This is a genomic window from Micromonospora sp. NBRC 110038 (assembly GCF_020884815.1).
Lineage (GTDB): Bacteria > Actinomycetota > Actinomycetes > Mycobacteriales > Micromonosporaceae > Micromonospora > Micromonospora haikouensis.
Genome location: NZ_BBOL01000003.1, coordinates 91,048 through 114,223 on the forward strand (window position 1 = coordinate 91,048; position 23,176 = coordinate 114,223).

Annotated in this window: 20 protein-coding genes; 6 read left to right on the plus strand and 14 right to left on the minus strand. The window is 74.3% G+C overall.

Annotated features, from left to right (window positions below; all coding sequences use genetic code 11):
* Positions 1–23 precede the first annotated feature (23 nt).
* Positions 24–1,475, minus strand: a complete 1,452-nt coding sequence (gene argG / locus LPU61_RS12115) for an argininosuccinate synthase (protein WP_043967647.1) — start codon at positions 1,473–1,475, stop codon at positions 24–26.
* A 78-nt stretch (positions 1,476–1,553) separates the two neighbouring features.
* Positions 1,554–2,372, minus strand: coding sequence for an RNA methyltransferase (locus LPU61_RS12120; protein ID WP_229404967.1), 819 nt, complete (start codon positions 2,370–2,372; stop codon positions 1,554–1,556).
* Between the two features lie 120 nt (positions 2,373–2,492).
* On the opposite strand from LPU61_RS12120, the gene LPU61_RS12125 reads away from it, so the two are divergent.
* A complete protein-coding gene (locus LPU61_RS12125) occupies positions 2,493–4,340 on the plus strand; it encodes a thiamine pyrophosphate-requiring protein (protein ID WP_229404968.1) in 1,848 nt (615 codons plus the stop codon).
* Between the two features lie 92 nt (positions 4,341–4,432).
* Positions 4,433–5,047, plus strand: coding sequence for a thymidylate kinase (locus LPU61_RS12130; RefSeq protein WP_229404969.1), 615 nt, complete (start codon positions 4,433–4,435; stop codon positions 5,045–5,047).
* A gap of 21 nt (positions 5,048–5,068) precedes the next feature.
* On the opposite strand, the gene LPU61_RS12135 is transcribed toward LPU61_RS12130, so the two are convergent.
* A complete protein-coding gene (locus LPU61_RS12135; RefSeq protein ID WP_229404970.1) occupies positions 5,069–7,258 on the minus strand; it encodes a transglycosylase domain-containing protein in 2,190 nt (729 codons plus the stop codon).
* Positions 7,259–7,491: 233 nt separating this feature from the next.
* Between LPU61_RS12135 and LPU61_RS12140 the strand changes: the two genes are divergently transcribed.
* A complete protein-coding gene (locus tag LPU61_RS12140) occupies positions 7,492–9,240 on the plus strand; it encodes an RICIN domain-containing protein (RefSeq protein WP_229404971.1) in 1,749 nt (582 codons plus the stop codon).
* A gap of 22 nt (positions 9,241–9,262) precedes the next feature.
* On the opposite strand, the gene LPU61_RS12145 is transcribed toward LPU61_RS12140, so the two are convergent.
* The 3 genes from LPU61_RS12145 to LPU61_RS12155 all read right to left on the minus strand — a co-directional run bounded on the left by LPU61_RS12145 (position 9,263) and on the right by LPU61_RS12155 (position 11,845).
* Positions 9,263–10,099 carry a hypothetical protein gene (locus tag LPU61_RS12145; RefSeq protein ID WP_229404972.1) on the minus strand — a complete coding sequence of 279 codons (837 nt, stop codon included), beginning with the start codon at positions 10,097–10,099 and terminating at the stop codon, positions 9,263–9,265.
* 163 nt (positions 10,100–10,262) lie between these two features.
* Positions 10,263–11,369, minus strand: coding sequence for an SPFH domain-containing protein (locus tag LPU61_RS12150; RefSeq protein ID WP_043967635.1), 1,107 nt, complete (start codon positions 11,367–11,369; stop codon positions 10,263–10,265).
* A 5-nt stretch (positions 11,370–11,374) separates the two neighbouring features.
* On the minus strand, positions 11,375–11,845 hold the full coding sequence (locus LPU61_RS12155) for an NfeD family protein (RefSeq protein WP_077939230.1): 471 nt from the start codon (positions 11,843–11,845) through the stop codon (positions 11,375–11,377).
* Positions 11,846–11,956: 111 nt separating this feature from the next.
* Here LPU61_RS12155 and LPU61_RS12160 point away from each other — a divergent pair, with 111 nt between their 5' ends.
* Entirely contained in the window at positions 11,957–13,276 is a 1,320-nt protein-coding gene (locus LPU61_RS12160) for a serine hydrolase (protein WP_043967632.1), read from the plus strand.
* 69 nt (positions 13,277–13,345) lie between these two features.
* On the opposite strand, the gene LPU61_RS12165 is transcribed toward LPU61_RS12160, so the two are convergent.
* Positions 13,346–14,161, minus strand: a complete 816-nt coding sequence (locus LPU61_RS12165) for a DUF3097 domain-containing protein (protein WP_043967629.1) — start codon at positions 14,159–14,161, stop codon at positions 13,346–13,348.
* Positions 14,162–14,371: 210 nt separating this feature from the next.
* Between LPU61_RS12165 and LPU61_RS12170 the strand changes: the two genes are divergently transcribed.
* Positions 14,372–15,166: a hypothetical protein gene (locus LPU61_RS12170; RefSeq protein ID WP_229404973.1), complete on the plus strand. Its 795-nt coding sequence runs from the start codon at positions 14,372–14,374 to the stop codon at positions 15,164–15,166.
* 30 nt (positions 15,167–15,196) lie between these two features.
* Here LPU61_RS12170 and LPU61_RS12175 read toward each other — a convergent pair whose 3' ends face one another.
* The 7 genes from LPU61_RS12175 to LPU61_RS12205 form a co-directional block, all read right to left on the minus strand.
* Positions 15,197–15,976, minus strand: a complete 780-nt coding sequence (locus LPU61_RS12175; RefSeq protein ID WP_043967624.1) for an HAD-IIA family hydrolase — start codon at positions 15,974–15,976, stop codon at positions 15,197–15,199.
* A 52-nt stretch (positions 15,977–16,028) separates the two neighbouring features.
* Positions 16,029–17,057: a ferrochelatase gene (locus LPU61_RS12180; protein ID WP_043967622.1), complete on the minus strand. Its 1,029-nt coding sequence runs from the start codon at positions 17,055–17,057 to the stop codon at positions 16,029–16,031.
* Positions 17,058–17,241: 184 nt separating this feature from the next.
* Positions 17,242–18,012, minus strand: coding sequence for an enoyl-ACP reductase FabI (fabI, locus tag LPU61_RS12185; protein ID WP_043967620.1), 771 nt, complete (start codon positions 18,010–18,012; stop codon positions 17,242–17,244).
* A 69-nt stretch (positions 18,013–18,081) separates the two neighbouring features.
* Complete coding sequence (fabG, locus tag LPU61_RS12190; protein WP_043967618.1) at positions 18,082–18,786, minus strand: beta-ketoacyl-ACP reductase; 705 nt, start codon at positions 18,784–18,786, stop codon at positions 18,082–18,084.
* An 818-nt stretch (positions 18,787–19,604) separates the two neighbouring features.
* Positions 19,605–20,555, minus strand: a complete 951-nt coding sequence (locus tag LPU61_RS12195) for a VWA domain-containing protein (protein ID WP_043967613.1) — start codon at positions 20,553–20,555, stop codon at positions 19,605–19,607.
* Entirely contained in the window at positions 20,552–21,580 is a 1,029-nt protein-coding gene (locus LPU61_RS12200) for a DUF58 domain-containing protein (RefSeq protein ID WP_043967612.1), read from the minus strand. Before LPU61_RS12200 ends, LPU61_RS12195 begins: the two co-directional genes overlap by 4 nt.
* A complete protein-coding gene (locus LPU61_RS12205; RefSeq protein WP_229404974.1) occupies positions 21,559–22,677 on the minus strand; it encodes a MoxR family ATPase in 1,119 nt (372 codons plus the stop codon). Before LPU61_RS12205 ends, LPU61_RS12200 begins: the two co-directional genes overlap by 22 nt.
* Positions 22,678–22,924: 247 nt before the next feature.
* Here LPU61_RS12205 and LPU61_RS12210 point away from each other — a divergent pair, with 247 nt between their 5' ends.
* Positions 22,925–23,155, plus strand: coding sequence for a hypothetical protein (locus LPU61_RS12210; protein ID WP_082106567.1), 231 nt, complete (start codon positions 22,925–22,927; stop codon positions 23,153–23,155).
* The last annotated feature ends 21 nt before the right edge of the window (positions 23,156–23,176 follow it).

The following is a 23,176-nucleotide window of genomic DNA, read 5'->3' on the forward strand; positions in this document are numbered from 1 at the left end:
CGGCGGCCCCGCCGCGATGGGGCTCAGTCGACGCCGAGCTCCATCGCGGCGCGGTCGAGTGCCGCGTCGTCGGCGGAGGAGACGCCCCGGGAGGCGATGGCCTCCGCGCCGCCCTGCGGCATCGCGCCGATCAGCCCCGTCGAGGCCGCCTGCGCCGCGCCGATCATCCGCTGGGGTGCCGCGCCGCCGACCAGGCCGAGGGAGGCGTACTGCTCCAGCTTGGCCCGCGAGTCGGCGATGTCGAGGTTGCGCATGGTGAGCTGGCCGATCCGGTCCGACGGGCCGAACGCCGAGTCCTCGGTGCGCTCCATCGACAGCTTGTCGGGGTGGTAGCTGAACGCCGGGCCGGTCGTGTCGAGGATCGAGTAGTCCTCGCCCCGGCGCAGCCGCAGGGTCACCTCGCCGGTGACCGCCGCGCCGACCCAGCGCTGCAACGACTCGCGCAGCATCAGCGCCTGCGGGTCCAGCCAGCGCCCCTCGTACATGAGCCGGCCGAGGCGGCGGCCCTCGTTGTGGTAGTTGGCCAGGGTGTCCTCGTTGTGGATGGCGTTGACCAGCCGCTCGTACGCGGCGTGCAGCAGCGCCATGCCGGGCGCCTCGTAGATGCCCCGGCTCTTGGCCTCGATGATCCGGTTCTCGATCTGGTCGGACATGCCCAGGCCGTGCCGGCCGCCGATGGCGTTGGCCTCCAGCACCAGGTCGACGGGGCTGCCGAACTCCTTGCCGTTGATGGTCACCGGGCGGCCCTGGTCGAAGCCGATCGTGACGTCCTCGGTGGGGATCTCCACGGACGGGTCCCAGAACTTGACGCCCATGATCGGCTCGACGGTCTCGATGCCGGTGTCCAGGTGTTCGAGCGTCTTGGCCTCGTGCGTGGCGCCCCAGATGTTGGCGTCGGTGGAGTATGCCTTCTCGGTGCTGTCCCGGTAGGGCAGGCCGCGCTCCAGCAGCCACTCCGACATCTCCTTGCGCCCGCCCAGCTCGGTGACGAAGTCGGTGTCGAGCCACGGCTTGTAGATGCGCAGCTGCGGGTTGGCCAGCAGGCCGTAGCGGTAGAACCGCTCGATGTCGTTGCCCTTGAACGTCGAGCCGTCGCCCCAGATCTGCACGTCGTCGGAGATCATCGCCCGCACCAGCAGGGTCCCCGTCACGGCCCGGCCCAGCGGCGTGGTGTTGAAGTAGGCCCGCCCGCCCGAGCGGATGTGGAACGCACCGCAGGTCAGCGCCGCCAGGCCCTCCTCGACGAGGGCGGCGCGGCAGTCGACCAGCCGGGCGACCTCGGCGCCGTAGCTGAGCGCGCGGCCCGGCACCGAGGCGATGTCGGGCTCGTCGTACTGGCCGATGTCGGCCGTGTAGGCGCAGGGGACGGCGCCCTTGTCGCGCATCCACGCGACCGCGACCGAGGTGTCGAGGCCGCCGGAGAAGGCGATGCCGACACGTTCGCCGATGGGCAGGGAGGTGAGAACCTTGGACACGGGGAAGATTATTCATCACGCCGCATGGTCATGCAAGCGGACGCGCCCGACGCGACGGGCGTCACTCCCCGCCCGCGGCTACCCGCCGAACGGCGGGTCGTCGCGGCCCAGCTCCCAGAACGCCACCGCCGCGGCGGCGGCCACGTTCAACGAGTCCACCCCGCGCCGCATCGGCACGACCACCCGCACGTCGCTGGCGGCCTGGGCCGCCGCCGTGAGGCCGGGCCCCTCCGCACCCAGCAGCAGCGCCGCCCGGGCGCGCTGCGCCGGGGTCAACCGCTGGATCGGCACCGCGTCCACCGCCGGCGTCAGGGCCAGCACCGTGAACCCCGCCTGGCGCACCTGGTCCAGGCCGTCCGGCCAGCGCGCGAACTTGGCGTACGGCACCGCGAAGACCTCGCCCATGCTGACCCGCACGCTGCGCCGGTAGAGCGGGTCGGCGCAGGTGGGCGACAGCAGCACCGCGTCGACGCCGAGCGCGGCGGCCCCCCGGAAGATCGCGCCGAGGTTGGTGTGGTTGTTGACGTCCTCCAGGATCGCCACCCGCCGCGCGGCGGCGAGCACCCCGGCGGCGTCCGGCAGCGGCCTGCGCCGGAACGAGGCGAGCACCCCCCGGTGCACGTGGAAACCGGTGGCCTTCTCCAGCACGTCCGGGGTGGCCGCGTACACGGGGGCGTCGCCGGTGTCGAGGTCGGCGAGCTGGTCGACCCGCTTGGCGTCCACCAGGAACGACCGCGCCGGGTAGCCGGCCCGCAGCGCCCGGCGCAGCACCAGCTCCCCCTCGGCGATGAACAGGCCGTGCGGCGGCTCCCACCGGGTGCGCAGCTCCACGTCGGTCAGCGCGCGGTAGTCGGCGATCCGGTCGTCGTCGGGGTCGGTGATCTGGTGCACGGGCATCCGGCGATTCTGCCGGACCGCGCCGCCGGCACCGTGCGCCGGTCGCCGGTCGGCGTTTTCCCGGCGTACGACGGGGAACGGTGATCCGGGACAGCGGACGCGACCGGAGGGACCCTGCGGGTGAACGCGAACCAGGCCGGCGAGCCGGCACCGGACGGGCACGGCGGGCTGCCCAGGGACGCCACCGTCGCCGACCACATCGTGGCCCGGCTGGCCCAGTGGGGCGTACGCCGCTACTTCGGCTACCCCGGCGACGGCATCAACGGGATGACCTCGGCGCTGCAACGCGCCGGCGACCGGGCGGAGTTCGTCCAGGTGCGCCACGAGGAGACCGCCGGCTTCGCCGCGTCGGCGCACGTCAAGTACGGCGGCGGGCCGCTCGGCTGCGCCCTGGCCACCAGCGGGCCGGGCGCGATCCACCTGCTCAACGGCCTGTACGACGCGAAGCTCGACCACCAGCCGGTGGTGGCCCTGGTGGGGCACACCGCGTTGACCGCCGAGGGGGGCGGCTACTACCAGGAGGTCGACCTGCTCGCCCTCTACAAGGACGTCGCCTCGGCGTTCCTGGCCCAGCTCGACGACCCGTCCCAGGTGCGGCACCTGGTGGACCGGGCCTGCCGGACGGCGCTGGCCCGGCGCACGGTCACCGCGCTGGTGCTCCCCTCCGACGTGCAGGACGAGCCGGCCGTCCCGGACCCGCCGCACGCGCACGGCTACTACCACACGTCAGCTGTGCCGAGCAGCGCCACGACCGTGCCGCCGGAGGCGGACGTCCGCCGGGCGGCGGAGGTGCTGCGCGGCGGCGAGCGGGTGGCGATGCTGGTCGGCCAGGGCGCCCTGGGCGCGGAGGCCGAGGTGCGGCAGGTCGCCGACCGACTCGGCGCGGGCGTGGCCACCGCCCTGCTCGGCTTCACCGCCGTGGACCACCGCGAGCCGTGGGTCACCGGCGCGATCGGGCTGCTGGGCACCCGGCCGAGCTGGCAGCTCATGCGCGACTGCGACCGGCTGCTGATCGTCGGCAGCAACATGCCGTACTCGGAGTTCTACCCGCCGCAGGGGCAGGCCCGGGGCGTGCAGATCGACGTGGACGGCTCCCGGCTGGGGCTGCGCTACCCCACCGAGGTCAACCTCACCGGCGACGCCGGCCCCACCCTGCGGGCGCTGCTGCGCGAGCTGGGCCCCGGCACCGCCCCGACCGCCTGGCGGCAGCGCATCGCCGACGCCACCGCCGGCTGGCACCGCGCCCAGCGGGAGATCGCCGGCCAGTCCGCCGACCCGGTGAACCCGCAGGCGCTGTTCGCGGCGCTGGACGACCAGCTCCCCGGTGACGTCATGCTCGCGGTGGACTGCGGCACCTGCACCGCCTGGTACGCCCGGCACCTGCGGCTGCGCCCCGGGATGCTGGCCAGCCTCTCGGGCACCCTGCTGTCGATGGGCGGAGCCATGCCGTACGGGATCGCCGCGAAGCTCGCCCACCCGGACCGGCCGCTGGTCGCCCTGCTCGGCGACGGGGCGATGCAGATGAACGGCGTCAACGAGCTGATCACCGTGGCGAAGCACTGGCGGAGCTGGCCGGACCCCCGGTTCGTGGTGCTGGTGCTCAACAACCGGGACCTGGCGTTCGTCAGCTGGGAGCAGCGCTCCGGCGAGGGCACGCCGATGTTCCCGGCCAGCCAGGACCTGCCCGACGTGGCGTACCACCGGTGGGCGGAGGTGCTCGGCCTGCACGGCATCCTGGTCGACTCCCCCGACCAGGTGCCGGACGCCTGGCGGCGCGCCCTGGCCGCCGACCGCCCGACGGTGATCAACGCGATGGTGGACCCGGCCGAGCTGATGCTGCCGCCGCACTTCACCGCCGAACAGGCGCGCAAGACGGCGGCGGCGGTGCTGCGCGACCCCGACCGGGCGGGCATCGTCCGGCGCGGCCTGCCCGCCGCCGTGTCCACCTGGCGCCCCCGCCTGCGGTGAAAGGAAGGGCCCCTCCTTGACGCATCCGGTAGAGAAGGGTCCCCCTCTCACGCCGGGGGCCGGGTCGCGCGCGATGGGTAGGGTGGCGGGGCATGAGACGCCCCGTGCTGATCGCGCTCGTCGGCGTCGACGGCTCCGGCAAGACCACCCAGGCGCGGGCGCTGGCGCGGCGGCTGACCGCGCGGGGCGTCCCGGCCGCGTACTTCGAGAACGCCGGCGGCCGGCCGCTGTGGAACAGGCTGGCGCGGGCGGTCGGGCGGCCGGACGGGGTGGCGCTGTTCGGTCGTACCCTCTATCCGGTCGTCGAGGCGGCGGTGCGCGCGGCCGCGATGGCCCGCACCCTGCTCTGGGCGTGGGCGACCGGGCGCACGGCGGTGCTGGACCGGTGGACCTACTGCCAGTACGTGATCATGCGGGCCCGGGGCGACCGGGGCGGGCGGGCCGTGCGCGCGGCGTACCGGCTCTTCCCCGCGCCGGCGGTGGTCTGCTTCCTGGCCGTCGCGCCGGAGGTCGCCCAGCGGCGGGTGCTGGCGCGCGGCATCGACACCGAGGAGCTGCCGCACCTGCGCGCGCTGGACGCCGCCTACCGGGCGCTGCCGGAGTTCGGCGGGTTCGTCGTGCTGCCCGGCGACGGCGGCCCTGACGAGGTGGCCGCCGCGCTGGACAGGGTGGTCGCGCCGCTCACCGGATTGGGCACGCGGCGTTGACAGGGGTCCCTTCCTTGCGCCTCAGCCACGGCCGCGGTTGAGCCAGCGCAGCACGTCCGGCGGGAGGGTCTCCTGCCGGCTGGGCGTGGGCGTGGGCTGCGGGGCGGGGCGGTGCACCTCGCCGGCCAGCTCCCGGCTGGGCGGGGTGAAGTCGCGCACCGGCTGGCCGTCCACGGCGGCGCGGATCGTCCGGGCCACTGCGGCGATGACCTTCGCCTGCACGGCCGAGCCGACCGCGTCGCCCGGGTCGTCGGGGTTGGCGGCGATGCCGGCGACGGCGACCTGCGGGGTGAAACCGACGAACGTCTCCGTGGCGGCCCCCTCCGAGCTGCCGGTCTTGCCGGCGACCGGGCGCCCGACGATCGTGTCCACGGCGGTGGCGGTGCCGCCGTCGCACTGGCCGTAGGTGGTCTGCTGGCCGACCGGGCAGCGGGCCGCGTCGGTGGCCGCCCGGGCCACGTCGGCGTCGAGCACCCGGCGGCAGGACGGCTCGCCGACGTCGACCTTGTCGCCGTCGGCGGCGGTCACCGACACCACGGGCAACGGCGTGCAGTACGTCCCCTCGGCGGCCACGGTGGCGTAGGCGTTGGCGAGGTCGAGGGGGGTGGTGGCGGCCACCCCGAGGGTGAACGATCCCCAGTTGGCGGCGTTGTCGCGGGCGAAGGCGGCGTCGGCCTCGGCGCGGAAGGTGATCCCGAGGCGCTGGGCCATCTCCACCACCTTCGCCGGGCCGACCTGCTCCGACAGCCACACGAAGTACGTGTTCACGGAGCGGCCGAAGCCGTCCCACATGGTGCGGTAGCCGTCCATCCACTGCGGGTTGGCGTTGGCGGGGCACCACTTGCCGCCGCAGCTGGCCTCCCCCTCGGCGGCGTACCGGGTGGGCAGCCGGCTGGGCGCGTCGAAGCCGGTGGCGAGCTGCTTGCCGTTCTCCAGCGCGGCGAGCATGGTGAACAGCTTGAACGTCGACCCCGCCTGGTATCCGTCGACGCTGCCGCCGCCGGAGATCAGCGGGTTGACGGTGTTGGGGTGGTTGGTCTGCCCGTCGGGGTTGGCGTCGAGGCTGTAGTGCCGGTTGACCGCCATGGCGAGCACCCGGCCGGTGCCGGGCTGCACGGCCGCGATGGGCAGGGCGCGCTTGTCGTCGTACCCGTAGACGGCCGTGGCCTGCTCCTGCGCGGTCTGCTGGAGCTTCGGGTCCAGCGAGGTGACGACGGTGTAGCCGCCCCGGCGCAGCGCCTGCTCCCGCTCGGCGACGGTCTCGCCGAACGCGGGCTGGGTGAGCCACCACTGGCGCAGGTAGTCGCAGAAGAAGCCCCAGTCGTCGTGGCCGTCGGCGACGGCGGTGCAGCCGTTGGGCTGCTGGGTGGGGTGCAGGGTCACCTTCTCGGCCTTCGCGGTGGCGGCCTGCTCGGTGGTGATCCTGCCGGTCGCGGCCATCGCGTCGAGCACGTACGCCCGGCGGGCCAGGGCCGCGTCGGCGTCCCCGTCGATCGGGCTGTACGCGTCGGGCGACTGCACCAGGCCGGCGAGCAGCGCCGCCTCGGGCAGGGTCAGCTCGGCCGGGGACTTGGCGAAGTAGCGCTGGCTGGCCGCCGCGATGCCGTACGCACCGGAGCCGAAGTACGCGATGTTGAGGTAGCGGTTGAGGATCTCGTCCTTGCTGAGCCGCTGCTCCAGCGCCGTGGCGTACCGGATCTCCTGGAGCTTGCGCCCGACGGTCTGCTCGGTGGCCGCGGCCCGCTCCTCGGCGGTGCGGTTCGGGTCGGTCTTGAGCACGTTGCGCACGTACTGCATGGTCAGCGTGGAACCGCCCTGCTCGGTGCCGCCGCCGGTGACGTTGGCGACCAGGGCGCGGGCGATGCCGCGCAGGTCGGTGCCGCCGTGGGAGTAGAAGCGCCGGTCCTCGGCGGCCACGATGGCCTCGCGCATCACCGGGGCGATCTCGGCCAGCGGCACGTCGGTGCGGTTGACGTCGTAGAACGTGGTGATCAGCGTCTTGCCGTCGTTGGCGTACAGGTACGACCGCTGCGGGGTGGTCGGGGTGCGCAGCGCCTCGGGCAGTGCCGCGTAGGACCCGACGGCCGACTTGGCGGCGTAGCCGAGCAGCAGGTTGGCCGGCAGCGCGGCGGCGGCCAGCGCGAGGCCGGCGAGCAGTCCGGCGAGCAGCACGGTGAACAGCCGCGACAGCGGCGACCGGGGTGGCGGCATGACGCCAAGGGTTGCCACGAAAGCCGCGATCCGACCACCTCCGGCGGCGGGTTGTCGGCTATTTCACCGGCGGCCGGCGGCGTTCTGGGCGCGGATCGTCCCTGTTCGGCGGCCCTGTCCGGCTTCGGCGGCACGAACGGGGACATTGACTTGCAGCAATGTTAGCGCTAACAATGAACCGGGTTGCCGGCAGGTGAGCGCAGCAACCTCCCCGAAACGGAAGGGAAGGCCAGATGAGAGCAGCTCCAGGGCCGGCCGGCACCCCAGCGGTCAGGCGCGGCGCGACGGCCGTGGCCCTCGCGTTGGTCGCGGCGCTCGCGGGCGCGGGCGGGGCGGGCGCGCCCGCCGCCGCGGCCCCGGCGGAGGTCGCGTCGGCGGCGGGCAGGACGTCGTCGGCGGAGGTCGCGGACGAGGCGCCGACGGCGGCCGCCCCGAACCAGGTGGTCACCAGGCCGCCGATGGGCTGGGCGTCGTGGAACACCTTCGCCGCGAAGATCGACTACAACGTGATCAAGGCACAGGTCGACAGCCTTGTCTCCAGCGGCCTCAAGGACGCCGGCTACGAGTACGTCAACATCGACGAGGGCTGGTGGCAGGGCACCCGGGACGCCGCCGGCAACATCACCGTCGACACCACCGAGTGGCCCGGCGGCATGAAGGCCATCGCCGACTACATCCACAGCAAGGGCCTGAAGGCGGGCATCTACACCGACGCCGGCCGCGACGGCTGCGGCTACTACTACCCGACCGGCCGACCGGCCGCCCCCGGCTCCGGCAGCGAGGGGCACTACGACCAGGACTTCCTCGCGTTCTCCCAGTGGGGCTTCGACTTCGTCAAGGTCGACTGGTGCGGCGGCTCCGCCGAGGGGCTCAACCCCCGGACCACCTACCAGGCCATCAGCGACTCCATCGCTCGCGCCACCGCGCAGACCGGCCGGCCGATGGTGCTCTCGGTCTGCAACTGGGGAGTGCAGAGCCCCTGGGACTGGGCGCCGGGCATGTCCACCATGTGGCGCACCAGCGGGGACATCATCTACTACGGCCAGCAGGCGTCCATGGACCGCGTGCTGGCCAACTTCGACTCCGCCCAGCACCCCGCCGCCCAGAGCGTCGGCCACTACAACGACCCGGACATGCTGATCGCCGGGATGCCGGGATTCAACGCGGCCCAGAACCGCACCCACCTCGGCCTGTGGGCGATCTCCGGCGCCCCGCTGCTCGCCGGCAACAACCTGGCCACCATGTCCGCCGAGACGCGGGCCATCCTGGGCAACCGGGAGGTCATCGCCATCGACCAGGACCCGCTGAGCAGGCAGGGCGTCAAGGTCGCCGAGGACTCCGCCGGGCTCCAGGTGTACAGCAAGGTGCTCGCGACCAGCGGCCAGCGGGCGGTCCTGCTGCTCAACCGCACCGGGTCGGCCGCCACCGTGACGGCCCGCTTCGCCGACCTCGGGCTGGGCGGCACCGCGAGCGTACGCAACGTGTGGACCGCCACCGACCTGGGCGCCCGCACGACCAGCTACGCCACGAGCGTCCCCGCCCGCGAGGCCGTCCTGCTCGTCGTCAGCGGCACCGAGGACACCGGCGGCGGCACCCGCACCGGGGGGCTGGTCGGCCGGCAGTCCGGCCGCTGCCTGGACGTCAACAACTTCGCCACCACCAACGGCACCCAGGCCCAGTTGTGGGACTGCACCGGCGCGAGCAACCAGACCTGGACGTACACCTCCGCCCGGCAGCTCAGGGTCTACGGCAACAAGTGCCTGGACGCGTACAACGCGGGCACCGCCAACGGCACGCGGGTGGTGATCTGGGACTGCAACGGCCAGGCCAACCAGCAGTGGACCGTCAACGCCGACGGGACGATCCGGGGTGCGCAGTCCGGCCTGTGCGTCGACGCGTCCGGAGCCGCCACGGCGAACGGCACGAAGATCGTCCTCTGGACGTGCGGCTCCGCCGACAACCAGCGGTGGAGCTGGCGCTAGCTAGCTGGCAGCCGACGACCGGTCAGCCGGCGGCGAGCGGGCCGCCGGCCGACCCGGTGCCGGAGGCCGGGCCGCCCGCCGGCCCCAGCCCAGGGCCGGTCGCCGTCGCGACGCTGGCGCTGGCGGCGTCCCGGGCGATGGCGGCGGGCACGAGCCGACCGGACCGGTAGCCGATGCCGATCCCCGCGACCAGCACGAAGATCGCCCCGAAGGTCTGCACCGAGCCGACCAGCGCGCCACCGATGCCGAGCAGCGGGGCGGCGATCATCATCATCGTGCCGTCGCCGAGGCTGAACATGCCGGAGCGGGCCACCGCCCAGCCGGTGAGGAACCAGCCGGCCGTGTAGCAGGTGGCACCGACCAGGACGAGCGTGCGGGCGGTGGTGCCGAAGACGGGGGCCTGCTCGGCGAGCCCGGCGAAGGGCAGCATGAGCACGGTGCCGGCGATGCTGGCCAGCAGGCCCGCGGCGGCCACCCGGCGGCTGCGGGTGGCGGCGAGCAGCCCGGTCAGGGCCAGCAGGGCCAGCAGGCCGAGCCAGACGGCGGCGACCCAGCCGACGAGGTAGAGCTGACCGCCGTCGGCCGGGTACGGGTCGTTGCCGACGCCGCCGTCGCTGGCCATCGCGACGGCGCCGTAGAGCAGCGCGTACGCCGGCAGGAGCCAGACCGCCGCGCGGCCGAAGCGGCGCAGCGACCAGGCCCAGGTGGCGTTGGTGGCGGGGGCGGCCGGGCCCGGCTCGGTGACGAACGGCAGCACCCCGAACCCGCCGCCCGTGCGGCGGGTGCCGAGCGGACCGGCCGGGTCGTGTGCGCCGGGCACCGGCGGCCGGGAGAGGAACTTGTCCAGCGGATCCTTCATGCGACACCTCGCTGCGCTCGTCGGCGGGGCGGGACGCGCCGCGGCGCCCCGGTCCTGGTCACGACCCGTCCTGTCGGACCGATCGTGTCAGGCACCGGAGCGCCGCATGAGGATTATTCGCATTCCCGCCCGGCGGACGGGCGGGCGACGCGAGCGCCGGCCGTCAGCCCCGTTCGCGCTGGTCGGCCGGGTCGGTCAGCAGGCTCGCCGGGGAGACCGGCTCCGGGGCCGGTAGGCCCTGCGGGGCCTTCCCGCCGGTGGCCTGCGCCTCGGCGACGCGTACCTCGTCGTGGATCTGCTGGGCGGCGGCGGCCGCCGCCTGCGCGGCCTCGGCGGCCTCGCGCTCCACCTCGCTCGCGCTGCCGGCCGCCTCCGGCGTCGGCGCGTCGCCGACCATCTGGCTCAGCCCGCCCAGCGCGCCGCCCATCCCCTCCAGGGCCTTGGTCAGCTCCGCCGGGACGATCCAGACCTTGTTCGCCGTGCCGTTGGCGATCTGCGGGAGGGCCTGGAGGTATTGGTAGGCGAGCACCTTCTGGCTCGGGTTGGCCTGGTGGATCGCGTCGAAGACCGTGCGGATCGCCTTCGCCTGGCCCTCCGCCTGGAGGATGCGGGCCTGCCGGTCACCGTCGGCGCGCAGCACCGCCGCCTGCTTCTCACCCTCGGCGGTGAGGATCTGCGACTGCTTGTGCCCCTCGGCGTTCAGGATCGCGGCACGACGGTCCCGCTCGGCGCGCATCTGCTTCTCCATCGAGTCGCGGATGCTCGGCGGCGGCTCGATCGCCTTGATCTCCACCCGGGTGACCTTGATGCCCCACCGGCCGGTCGTCTCGTCCAGCACGCCCGACAGGTGCCGGTTGATCTCCTCCCGGCTGGTCAGCGCCCGCTCCAGGTCCAGCGAGCCGATCACGTTACGCAGCGTCGTGACGGTGAGCTGCTCGATGGCCTGGAGGAAGTTCGAGATCTCGTACGTGGCCCGGACCGAGTCGACGACCTTGAAGTAGAGCACCGTGTCGATCGAGACCACCAGGTTGTCGGAGGTGATCACCGGCTGGGGCGGGAAGCTGACCACCTGCTCCCGCATGTCGACCTTGGTGCGCACCGCGTCGATGAACGGCACCAGCAGGTTCAGGCCCGGGTTGAGGGTGCGCTTGTACCTGCCGAGCCGCTCCACCACGTCCTGGCGCTGCTGCGGCACGATCCGCACCGCCTTGATCAGGGTCACCATGGCGATCAACGCCACGGCGATCAACAGCACCGACACAAACTCCATACCCTTCACCCTCTCGCTTCGGGCAGCTCGCCCGAGGTGGAAACGTCGTCATCCCACACCAGGGCCGTCGCGCCCTGGACCTTGATCACCCGTACCCGCCGACCGGGGTCGAAACTCTGCGTCGCGTCGTACGACCGGGCGCTCCACAGCTCGCCGTCGATCTTGACGAGGCCCTGCTCGGCGTCGACCCGTTCCAGCACCAGCGCGGTGGAACCCTCGATCGCCGCCAGGCCGATCGGCTCGGCGCCGTCGGACGTGGAGCGGGCGTGCCGGCGGATCGCCGGCCGCGCCACCGCCACCGTGAGCGCGGAGACCACCGCGAAGACCACGGCCTGCACGGCGGTCGGGGCGCCCAGGGCCGCCGCGCCCGCGGCGGCGAACGCGCCGACCGCGAACATGATCAGGAACAGCGTCGTCGTGAAGATCTCGGCGACCGCCAACACCACACCCAGTACGACCCAGAACACCGCGTCCACCCCCCAAGGGTGACACGTCAAAGCACGCGCGGCCCGTCGGCAAGATCAGTAGGCTCGGCGGGACCGCCCCCGCGAAGCCCGGCGGAACCGCCCCGAGAGCTGGAGGAACCTGTGTCGCTGCCGCCCGAGACCGCCCGCCGCGTCGACGCCCGGGTCGCCCGCGCCCAGTCCGAGGGGCGCGCCCCCTCGCTCGTGCTCGGCGTGGTGCGCGACGGTGAGCTGACCCACGTCGCCGCCGCCGGGGAGCACCCCCGCCCCGACGCCGACCGGCAGTACCGGCTCGGCTCGATCACCAAGACCATGACCGCCGTGCTGATCATGCAGCAGCGCGACGCCGGCGCGCTCGCCCTCGACGACCCCCTGGAACGGCACCTGCCGGGCACCGGCGTCGGCCAGCTCACCCTGCGCCAGCTCCTCGGCCACGCCAGCGGCCTGCAACGCGAGCCCGCCGGCCCGTGGTGGGAACGGGTCGACGTCGGCGACCTGGCGGCCGTGCTGGCCGGGGTCGACGGGCGCAAGATCGCGTACCCGCCGCACCGGGTCTACCACTACTCCAACCTGGCGTACGGGCTGCTCGGCGGCGCGCTGGAGGCCGTCACCGGCACGCCGTGGCGCGACCTGCTGCGGGCGCGGCTGCTGGAGCCGCTGGGCATGACCCGCACCACCTACGACCCCGTCGAGCCGTTCGCCCGGGGCTACGTGGTGCACCCGTGGCACGACACGCTGCGCGAGGAGCCGCGCACCGACACCGGGGCGATGGCGCCGGCCGGGCAGCTCTGGTCCACCGTCACCGACCTCGGCCGCTGGGCGGCGTTCCTGGCCGACCCCGATTCGGCGCTGCTGCACCCGGACACGCTCACCGAGATGTGCGCGACGGTGACGATGAGCGACCCGCAGGGCTGGACCAGCGGGCACGGCCTCGGGCTGGAGTTGTACCGCGTCGGCGAGCGGGTGCACGTCGGGCACGGCGGCTCCATGCCCGGGTACGTCGCCGCGCTGGCCGTGCACCGGCCCGCCCGCACCGCCGTGGTCGGCTTCGCAAACTCGTACGGGCTGCGCGTCGGCCACCTCGGCGCGCTCGCCCGGGAGGTGCTCACCACCGTGCTGGACGCGCTGCCGGAGCCCGTCGCGCCGTGGCTGCCGGCCACCGCCCCGCCCGCGGCCGACGTGGCGGAGCTGACCGGCCGCTGGTGGTGGATGGGCGGGGAGTTCGAGTTCCGCGCCGACCCGGCCACCGGCGACCTGTGGGCCAGCCCGCCGGCCGGCGAGCCGGTGCTGCGGTTCACCCCGGAGGGGCCGGACCGCTGGCGGGGCCGCTCGGGCGAGCAGGACGGCGAGCTGCTCACCGTGGTCCGCGACGACGCCGGCCGGGCGGTGGCCCTCGACGTGGCCACGTTCCTGCTGACCCGCACCCCCGACGAGGAGCCCTGACCCGGCGCACCGGCCCGGGCCCGCCCCGACCGGCGGGCGGGCTCAGGCCGAGGGGCCGGTGACCCGGCCTCAGGCCGAGGGTTCGGTGACGAAGTCGATCAGCCGTTCCATCGCGTTGATCAGCGGGGTCTCCACGTCGGCGAAGCTGTCCACCCGGGACAGGATGTGCCGCCACATGTCGGCGGGCGCGGCGACCCCGAGGGCGGCGCAGACCCCCTCCTTCCACGGCCGTCCCCGTGGCACCACCGGCCACGCCGCGATGCCCAGCGCGGCCGGTTTCACCGCCTGCCACACGTCGACGTACGGATGCCCGGTGACCAGCACGTGCGCAGACGTCACCTGGGCCACGATCCGGCTCTCCTTGGAGCCGGGCACCAGGTGGTCGACGAGCACCCCGAGCCGCCGGGTCGGCCCCGGCCCGAAGTCGCGGACCCGCGCGTCGAGGTCGTCGATGCCGTCCAGCGGCTCCACCACCACGCCCTCGATCCGCAGGTCGTCGCCCCAGATCCGCTCCACCAGGGCGGCGTCGTGCACGCCCTCGACCCAGATCCGGCTGGCCTTGGCGACCTGCGCCCGCACGCCGGCCACGGCGATCGAGCCCGACGCGGTGCGCCGCCGGGCGGCCGGCACCGGCGACCGGGCCGGGCGGCGCAGCGTCACCGGCTTCCCGTCGAGCAGGAACGCCGCCGGCAACAGCGGGAAGTTGCGCCGCCGGCCGTGCCGGTCCTCCAGCACCACCGCGCCGGACTCGAACCCGACGACCGCGCCGCAGAACCCGGAGTCGGCGTCCTCGACCACGAGGTCGGCCTCCGCGTCCACCTCGGGCACGACCCTGCGCCGCCGCCAGTCGCCCGCCAACACGTCCTCGCCGTAGCGCCCCACCATGCCCGCCACGCTAACCCCCGTCGCGCCCGGCGGCGCGGCAGCCGCGCCGATCATGGCAGTGGGGTGCGCCGATCACCGGAGTGGGCAGGGAAACCGGACGGACGCGCCGGCGGCGGGACGCGCCGGGCGGTAGGGGGTAGGCGGGGGCAGGGGGCGCCGGGCAAGCCGCAGTCGAGACACGGACGGCGCGCACCACGTACCCTCTCTTGCATGTCCTCCCCCGCCACGGGCGCGGTCAAGGTTGCGCCGCGCCGGTCGAGCCGGTTCGTTGCCTGGGTACGCGCGTGGCGCGCCGGGCTCGTACCGTACGACGAGGTCGCCGAGGAGATCGCCGGCGACGAGGAGCACCTCGTCGCCGACGCCCCCGGCACCTGGACCGACGTCCCGCTGCGCGACGCGCTGCCCGCCCTGGCGAAGCTCTCGCCCGACGAGATCCGGCTGGTGCTGCCCGTGCCGGGCGACCCCCGGGGGCTGCCCGGGCCGGGCGACTTCAGCGGCGCGGCGCTGCTCACCGGCGAGGCGGTCGTCGCCGGGGCGATCGGGGTGATCCCGGAGGTCCGCACGCACACCTCCGGCTCGGGGATGACGTGGGAGACGGTGCTGTGGCGGTGCTACCCGCTGCCCGCCGACGCCCCCGCCGCGTCACTCGGCTCGCCCGGCGCCGCTGAGGCGGAGGCGGAGCTGGCCACCGCGCTCGCCGAGACCACCGCCGCGCTGACCCGGCTCGACGTCGCCCAGTGGCGGCCGGAGCTGGCCGGCGCGCTGGAGGCGCTGCGCCGCCCCGACGGCACCACCGACCTGCCGCCGGGCTTCGACCCGCGGGCGCGCCGGCTGTTCGCCCGCGCCGCCGTGCTCGACCGGGTGCTGGCGCTGGCCGGGCACAGCGCGCCCGGCGGGGCGGTCAACAACTACGAGGCCCAGCAGCGCGACGCGGCGCTGCGCCCGCTCACCACGGCCTGCCGGCAGGCCCTCGTCGCCGCCTGCAACGCCCCGCTGCGCCCCTGACCGGTCCCGCCCTCGTCGGGCGGGCTCGGGTCAGATCTCGTCCATCAGGTCCGCCACCGAGCCGACGATCCGCGACGGCCGGTACGGATACCGCTCCGCCTCCGTGCGGGTGCTGATCCCGGTCAGCACGAGGATCGTCTCCAGCCCGGCCTCCAGGCCGCACAGGACATCGGTGTCCATCCGGTCGCCGATCATCGCCGTCGACTCGGAGTGCGCGTTGATCGTGTTGAGCGCCGACCGCATCATCATCGGGTTCGGCTTGCCGACGAAGTACGGCTCGACCCCGGTCGCCTTCGAGATCATCGCCGCGACCGAGCCGGCCGCCGGCAGCGCCCCCTCCACCGACGGGCCGGTCACGTCCGGGTTGGTGCAGATGAACCGGGCCCCGTCGTTGATCAGGCGGACCGCCTTGGTGATCGCCTCGAAGCTGTACGTGCGGGTCTCCCCCAGCACCACGTAGTCCGGGGCGAAGTCGGTCAGCACGTACCCGACGGCGTGCAGGGCCGTGGTCAGCCCGGCCTCCCCGATCACGTACGCGGTGCCGCCCGGCCGCTGGTCGGCGAGGAACTGGGCGGTGGCCAGCGCCGCCGTCCACAGCGCGTGCTCGGGCACCTCGAAGCCCATCCGGGTCAGCCGCGCCTGCAGGTCGCGCGGCGTGTAGATCGAGTTGTTGGTGAGGATCAGGAACGGCTTGCCGGAGGAGCGCAGCTTGTTGATGAACTCCGGCGCGCCGGGCACCGGCTGGCCCTCGTGCACCAGCACGCCGTCCATGTCTGTCAGCCAGCTCTGCACCGGCTTGCGTTCGTACATTCGTCGTCCCAGGGGGTGTCGGGTGGCGGGGCAGGACCGGGGGGACCCGGGGTCAGGGGCGGCGGGCCGGCACGCAGCACACCGTGGGGCAGGTGTCCCACAGCGGCAGCTCGCCGAGGCGGCGGCGCAGCCGCTCGCCGCCGGGCTCCGTGCGCTCGGCGACCAGCTCGCGCACCATCGCCACGAAGCGCGGGTCGGTGCCCGGGGTGCCGGCCCGGGCGAACTCCAGGCCGAGCCGCTTGGCGGTCTCCAGCGCCTCGGTGTCGAGGTCCCAGACCACCTCCAGGTGGTCGGAGACGAACCCGATCGGACTCACCACCACGCCGGTGGTCCCGGCCTCGGCGAGGGCGGCGAGGTGGTCGTTGACGTCCGGCTCCAGCCACGGTACGTGCGGCGGGCCCGACCGGCTCTGCCACACCAGGTCGTACGGCAGGTCGGGCGCGGCGGACGCGTGCACCAGGCGGGCGGTCTCGGCGAGCTGCGCCTCGTACCGGCCGCCGTGCGGGCCGGCGTTCGCGGCCGCCGAGGTGGGGATCGAGTGGGCGGTGAACACCAGCCGGGTGGTGGCCCGCTTCGCCGGGTCGAGCTGGCCCAGCGCCGCGCGCACCGCGTCGGCGTGCGGCTCGACGAAGCCGGGATGATCCCAGAACTGGCGCAGCTTCTCGATCACCGGGGCGTCGGGGCCGACGGCGGCCCGGGCGGCGGCGATGTCCTCCTGGTATTGCCGGCAGGACGAGTAGCCGCCGTACGCGCTGGTCACGAAGGCCAGGGCCCGGGTGACACCGTCGTCGCGCATCCGCGCCACGGTGTCGGCGAGCATCGGGTCCCAGTTGCGGTTGCCCCAGTAGACGGGCAGGTCGACGCCGTGGGCGGCGAAGTCCGCCCGGATCGCCGCGAGCAGGTCCCGGCACTGCTGGTTGATCGGGGAGACCCCGCCGAAGTGCAGGTAGTGCTCGGCGACCTCCGCCAGCCGCTCCGGGGGCACGCCGCGCCCCCGCGTCACGTTCTGCAGGAAGGGCAGCACGTCCTCGGGCCGCTCGGGGCCACCGAAGGAGACCAGCACCAACGCGTCGTACACCATGGGCCCATTCTTCCCCGCGCCCGGCGACGGTCCTGCGACGCCCCCTGGTCCCGGCGGTAAGGTCCCCCGGTCCCCGGCGTTAAGAAGGGGCCCCTGCTGTACCGGATGCGTTAACAGGGGGCCGGGCGAACGGGCCGGCGGCGCATGCTGCGCCGGGGCGCCCCGGCCCGTTCGTCCTTGCGCCTCAGGCGGCGCCGAGGGCGTGGTAGCCGCCGTCGACGTGGACGATCTCGCCGGTGGTCGCCGGGAACCAGTCCGACAGCAGCGCCAGGCAGGCGCGCGCCGCCGGTGCCTGGTCGGTGAGGTCCCAGCCCAGCGGTGCCCGCGCGGACCAGGCGTCCTCGAACTGGACGAAGCCGGGGATCGACTTCGCGGCCATGGTGCGCAGCGGCCCGGCGGCGACCAGGTTGCTGCGGATGCCCTGCTTGCCCAGGTGCAGCGCCAGGTAGCGCGACGCCGACTCCAGCCCGGCCTTGGCCACGCCCATCCAGTCGTAGACCGGCCACGCCTTGGTGGCGTCGAAGGTGAGCCCGACCACCGCGCCGCCCGGCGACATCAGCGGCAGCGCCGCCATGGCCAGCGACTTGTAGGAGTACGTCGAGACGTGCAGGGCGGTGGCCACGTCCTCCCACGGCGCGTCGAGGAAGCCGCCGCCGAGGCAGCTCTGCGGCGCGAACCCGATCGAGTGCACCACCCCGTCGAGGCCGTCGACGTGCTCCCGGACCTTGTCGGCCAGGCCGGCGAGGTGCTCGGTGTTGGTCACGTCCAGCTCGATCACCGGGGCCGGCTCGGGCAGCCGCCGGGCGATCCGCTCGACCAGGGAGAGCCGGCCGAAGCCGGTGAGCACGACCTGCGCGCCGTTCTCCTGGGCGAGCTTCGCCACGGAGAAGGCGATCGAGGCGTCGGTGATGACGCCGGTGACCAGCAGCCGCTTACCGGCCAGCAGTCCGGACATGTGCGAGTTCCTCCGTTGGGATTCGTGCGGTGGGCGCGGTGGCGGCGTCGACGACCCGGGCGGGGCCGGTCAGTGGCCCATGCCGAGGCCGCCGTCGACCGGGATCACGGCGCCGGTGACGTAGCCGGCGGCGTCCGAGGCCAGCCAGGTGACCACCGCGGCCACCTCCTCGGGCGCGGCGAGCCGGCCGGCCGGGATGGCCTTCACGTACTCCGCCCGCCGCTCCTCGGGCAGCGCGGCGGTCATGTCGGTGTCGATGAAGCCGGGCGCGACGACGTTGGCGGTGATGTTGCGCCCGCCCAGCTCCCGGGTGATCGAGCGGGCCACGCCGACCAGGCCGGCCTTGCTCGCCGCGTAGTTGACCTGCCCGGGGCCGCCGTAGAGGCCGACGACCGAGGAGATGAAGATCATGCGGCCCCACCGGGCGCGGAGCATCTTCTTGGACGCCCGGCTGGCGCAGCGGAACGCGCCGGTGAGGTTGGTGTCCAGGACCCGGGTGAACTGCTCCTCCGACATGCGCATGATCAGCGTGTCGTCGGTGATGCCGGCGTTGGCGACCAGCACCTCCACCGGGCCCAGCTCGGCCTCGACGGCGGTGAAGGCCGCGTCGACGGAGGCGGAGTCGGTCACGTCGCAGACGACGCCGAACAGCCCCTCGGGCGCGTCGCCGCTACGGTGCGTGATCGCCACCCGGTCACCCTGCTTGGCGAACGCCTGCGCGATGGCCAGGCCGATCCCCCGGTTGCCGCCGGTCACCAGCACGGTACGGGCCACGGGTCCCCCTCTTGCTCAGCTGATCCACGTCGGTCCGGAGCCTAGGCGTTACCGGCAGGTAAGCGCTAACGCACCCCCGCGCCACGCGGACCCGGCGCAAGGAAGGGCTCCCTGTCATCGCTTTCGGAGGTAGAGGGTGCCCCTGTTGACAGCGGTGGGTCGCGCAGCGGCCACAGCCCTTGCGTGGCACCGGGTTGCGGGGCTCACCGACCGTCCGGCCGAGTACGGGCCGCGCCGTCACCGCATGTACGATGATCCGCGTTCCGAGCCAGGCCGACCGCAGGAGGTGATCGCTGTGCGAGATAGCGATCCTCCCAGTCGTGGCCGGGCCGAACGTCAGCCCCGCTGAGCCACGACTCAGCAGGTGAGCTGACCCAGCTCCGCTCCTTCCGCACCGCCCGCCCCTCGGCCCTCGACCGAGGGTGGTGCCTTCGGCCCCCGGCCGAAGGTGGCGACCGGGCAGCGCCGTCCGCCCAGGACGGGGAGGGGGCACCCGGTCACGACTTCGTGTGCGCGCCCCGCCTTCCCTCGCGGTCCACCACGCCAGCGTGGACCGTCCAAGTCGCCACCGGAGCCTTCTCATGAGCCGTTACGTCGCCCCGCTGGGCTTCACCCTCGCCGCCGTCTGGGTGGCCGTCGTCTTCGTGCTGGCCAGCGCCGGCCACTGACCGCGCCGCCACGGAAACCCCGCCCGGCGGCGGTGGCCGCGCACCAGGCCACCGCGCTCAGGGCCACGCACCGGCCACCGGCCACCGGGCCGGCAGCCCCGGCGCGGCGGTCGCGCCGGGGCCGTCCCGGGCGGGCCGTCCCGCCCGGCCTCAGATCAGCCGGGACGTCCAGAGCAGGCTGGTGGCGCCCGCGCACAGCGCCAGCAACAGGGCCAGACCGGCGTACCACTGGGTGATCTCGCGCGGCTCGGTGCGGAACCCGATCGAGCTGCCCATGTCCTGGTAGACCTGCTTCAGCTCGCTGACCGAGGCGGCCTCGTAGAAGTAGCCCTCGGTCGTCTCGGCCAGCTCGGCCAGCGCCATCCGGTCCACCGGCACCCGCTGCAACTGACCGCCGATGTCGACCTGCCCGTCGTCGGTGCCGAACGCGATGGTGGAGACCGGCACGTTGGCCGCCTGCGCAGCCGCCGCCGCCTCCTCCACCGACCGCCCCGAGGTGCGGAACCCGTCGGAGAGCAGCACGATCCGGGCCGGTGGGATGCCCGCCGCGCCGTCGGCCGGCACCGACCGGATCGCCTCCAGGCAGGTGAAGACCGCCTCGCCGGTCGCGGTCGCCTCGGCCAGCACCAGCCCGTCGATCGCGGCGGTCACCGCGTCCCGGTCCTTCGTCGGCGGGACCAGCACGTTCGCCGCCTTCGCGAACGAGACGAGACCGAGGTTGTAGGTCTGCGGCAGCTCACCGACGAACTGCTTGGCCGCCTCCTGGGCGGCCTCCAGCCGGTTCGGCGCGACGTCGTCGGCCTGCATCGACAGCGACACGTCGATCGCCAGCATGACGGTGGCCCGCTCCAGCGGCTCCCGGGTGTCGATCGCCGGCCGGGCCAGCGCCGTGGCCAGCACCAGCAGGCAGAGCAGGAACGCCACGGCCGGCACGTGCCGCCGCCAGCCCAGCCCCTTCGGCGCGAGGGTGCGCAGCAGGTCCACGTTGGTGAACCGCATCGCGTACGCCCGGCGGCGGCGCTGCCGCCACACGTACAGCGCGGCGAGGGCGAGCGCCGGCAGCACGGCCAGCAGCCACCACGGTTGCAGAAAACGGATCATCGTGTCGTCCCCCGGGTGCGCGCGTGCCGCTGCGCGGCGACGAAGCGCACCATGTCGAGCAGCCAGTCGGTGTCGGTGCGAAGTCGCAGGTGGGCCGCGCCGGCCCCGCGCAGCTGCGCGGCGATCTCCGCCCGCTGGGCGGTCGCGGCGTCGGCGTACCGGCGGCGCAGCCGGGGGTCGGCGGTCTGCACCTCGTGCAGCTCGCCGGTCTCCGGGTCGACCACCGGCAGCACGCCCACGTCGGGCAGCTCCAGCTCACGCGGGTCGACCACCTCGATCGCCAGCACGTCGTGCCGGACCCGCAGCTTGCGCAGGGGCCGCGCCCACTGCTGCGGCGGCGCGAGGAAGTCGGAGATCACCACCGCGACGCCGCGGCGGCGGGGCGGCCGGTTCAGCGCGTCGACCAGCGCGCCCAGGTCGCTGCGCCCGGGCCGGATCTCGGTGCCGGCGATCGCCCGCAGCAGGCCCTGCGTCTCCCGGCGCCCGCCCCGGGCGGGCAACCGCACCAGCCGCCCCGGGCCGGGCGGGGGCACCGCGCCACGCCGGCGGCCGGTCGGGGCCTGCGGGTCCGCGCCGCTGCCGACCACCGCCCCGATCCGGTTGCCGCCGCGCACGGTCAGGTGGGCCAGCGCGGCGGCGGCGGCCACCACGACGTCCCGCTTGAGCCACCGGCCGGTGCCGAAGTCGAGGCTCGCCGACAGGTCCACGGCGAGCCACGTCTCCAGCTCCCGGTCGGCCACCGTGCGTCGCACGTGCGGCATCGTCGTGCGGGCGGTCACCGGCCAGTCCATCCGGCGTACGTCGTCGCCGGGGCGGTACTCGCGCGACTCCCCCGCCTCGCTGCCGGGGCCGGGCAGCAGGCCGGCGTAGTCGCCCTGGAGCAGGCCGTCGAGCTTGCGGGTGACCAGCAACTGGAGTCGGGACAGCACCGCCTCGCTGCGGGGGGCGCCGGCGGGCGAGAGTGCCGTGCGCGTACCCGAGGAGGGGTGGGGGTCGGCTGGGGTCACGGCCGCTGCCCGGGCCACCCGGCGGCGGCCGGCGGCGCGCCGCCCGGGGTGGCCTGCTGGCGCGGGGCCACCGACGGCAGCGGGATCGTCGACATCACCCGGTGCACGACGTGGTCGGCCGGCACGTCGTCGGCGAGCGCGTCGTAGCTGAGCACCAGCCGGTGGCGCAGGATGTCCGGCGCGATGTCCTGCACGTCCTGCGGCAGGGCGTAGTCGCGGCCGCGCAGCAGCGCCAGCGCCCGGGTCGCCCGCACCAGGCCGAGCGAGGCCCGGGGGCTGGCGCCGTACTGGATCAGTTGCGCGACGTCGGGCATGCCGTGCTCCGCGGGGGTACGCGTGGCCAGCACCAGCCGCACCGCGTAGTCGACCAGCGCGTTGTGCACGAAGACCTGGTCGGCCTTGCGTTGCAGGGCGATCAGGTCGGCGGTGTCGAAGACCCGCGCCGGCTCCGGCGGGGCCACGCCCATCCGGTAGACGATCTCCCGCTCCTCGGCGTCGGTCGGGTAACCGACGACGATCTTCATGAGGAAGCGGTCCCGCTGCGCCTCGGGCAGCGGGTAGACGCCCTCCTGCTCGATCGGGTTCTGCGTGGCCATCACGAGGAACGGGTCGGGCACCGGATGGGTCTGCCCGCCGATGGACACCTGCCGCTCGCTCATCACCTCCAGCAGGGCGGACTGCACCTTCGCCGGGGCACGGTTGATCTCGTCGGCGAGCAGGAAGTTGACGAACACCGGGCCCAGCTCGACGTCGAACTTCTCGCTGGACTGCCGGTAGATCCGGGTGCCCATGATGTCGGCGGGCACCAGGTCCGGGGTGAACTGCACCCGGGCGAAGGACCCGCCGACCACCCGGGCGAGGGTCTCCACGGCCAGGGTCTTCGCCACCCCGGGGACGCCCTCCAGCAGGCAGTGGCCCCGGGCGAGCAGCGCCACGAACATCCGCTCGACCATCCGGTCCTGCCCGACGATCACCCGCTTGATCTCGAACAGCGCCTTCTCCAGCAGCGTCGCGTCCTGCGCCGGTGTGCTCGTCGGCGGCGCGGCGGCGGGCGGGGGCGAGGGCGGCGCGCTGCCGTTCGGCGTCGGGGCGTCGGGCGTGGTCGGCTGGGCCACCGGTCCTCCACAGCATTGGTCGATCGTCGCGGCGTGGTGCGTGGTGCGTATCAAGACTCGCATGCCCGGCTGAGTGCCGAGGCGGGGAGAAGCCGATTTTCGCCACGCCGTCCGGGGGTTGGAGAATCGCCGGTCACGGGTTTACAGCAGGGGGTCCGGCGTGTGTACCATTCACCCCGTCGCCGGGCGGCTCCCCCCGTGGCCGCCCGGCGCTCAATCTCCGCCCCGCGCCCCTAGACTGGCCCGGATGAGCATCCCCCGTCCCCCCGGTGACGCGCCGATCTGTTCGGCACGGGGTTGCCGCGCCCCGGCGCAGTGGGCGTTGCGCTGGAACAATCCCCGCCTGCACACCCCCGACCGGCGCAAGACCTGGCTCGCCTGCGCCGACCACCGCGCCTCACTCGGCGACTTCCTCGACGCACGGGGCTTCCTCCGGGAAGTCGCGCCACTGGCCGGATCGCCTACGCTCGACGGGTGAGCGCGCGCAGCGGACGTCCCC

What these genes read in the sequence shown, in the direction of transcription:
- LPU61_RS12120 (WP_229404967.1), bottom strand. Translation starts at nt 2,372, where the DNA reads ATGCCCGTGCACCAGATCACCGACCCCGACGACGACCGGATCGCCGAC.
- LPU61_RS12130 (WP_229404969.1), top strand. Translation starts at nt 4,433, where the DNA reads ATGAGACGCCCCGTGCTGATCGCGCTCGTCGGCGTCGACGGCTCCGGC.
- LPU61_RS12135 (WP_229404970.1), bottom strand. Translation starts at nt 7,258, where the DNA reads ATGCCGCCACCCCGGTCGCCGCTGTCGCGGCTGTTCACCGTGCTGCTC.
- LPU61_RS12140 (WP_229404971.1), top strand. Translation starts at nt 7,492, where the DNA reads ATGAGAGCAGCTCCAGGGCCGGCCGGCACCCCAGCGGTCAGGCGCGGC.
- LPU61_RS12145 (WP_229404972.1), bottom strand. Translation starts at nt 10,099, where the DNA reads ATGAAGGATCCGCTGGACAAGTTCCTCTCCCGGCCGCCGGTGCCCGGC.
- LPU61_RS12150 (WP_043967635.1), bottom strand. Translation starts at nt 11,369, where the DNA reads ATGGAGTTTGTGTCGGTGCTGTTGATCGCCGTGGCGTTGATCGCCATG.
- LPU61_RS12165 (WP_043967629.1), bottom strand. Translation starts at nt 14,161, where the DNA reads ATGGTGGGGCGCTACGGCGAGGACGTGTTGGCGGGCGACTGGCGGCGG.
- LPU61_RS12170 (WP_229404973.1), top strand. Translation starts at nt 14,372, where the DNA reads ATGTCCTCCCCCGCCACGGGCGCGGTCAAGGTTGCGCCGCGCCGGTCG.
- LPU61_RS12175 (WP_043967624.1), bottom strand. Translation starts at nt 15,976, where the DNA reads ATGTACGAACGCAAGCCGGTGCAGAGCTGGCTGACAGACATGGACGGC.
- LPU61_RS12180 (WP_043967622.1), bottom strand. Translation starts at nt 17,057, where the DNA reads ATGGTGTACGACGCGTTGGTGCTGGTCTCCTTCGGTGGCCCCGAGCGG.
- fabI (WP_043967620.1), bottom strand. Translation starts at nt 18,012, where the DNA reads ATGTCCGGACTGCTGGCCGGTAAGCGGCTGCTGGTCACCGGCGTCATC.
- LPU61_RS12195 (WP_043967613.1), bottom strand. Translation starts at nt 20,555, where the DNA reads ATGATCCGTTTTCTGCAACCGTGGTGGCTGCTGGCCGTGCTGCCGGCG.
- LPU61_RS12210 (WP_082106567.1), top strand. Translation starts at nt 22,925, where the DNA reads ATGAGCATCCCCCGTCCCCCCGGTGACGCGCCGATCTGTTCGGCACGG.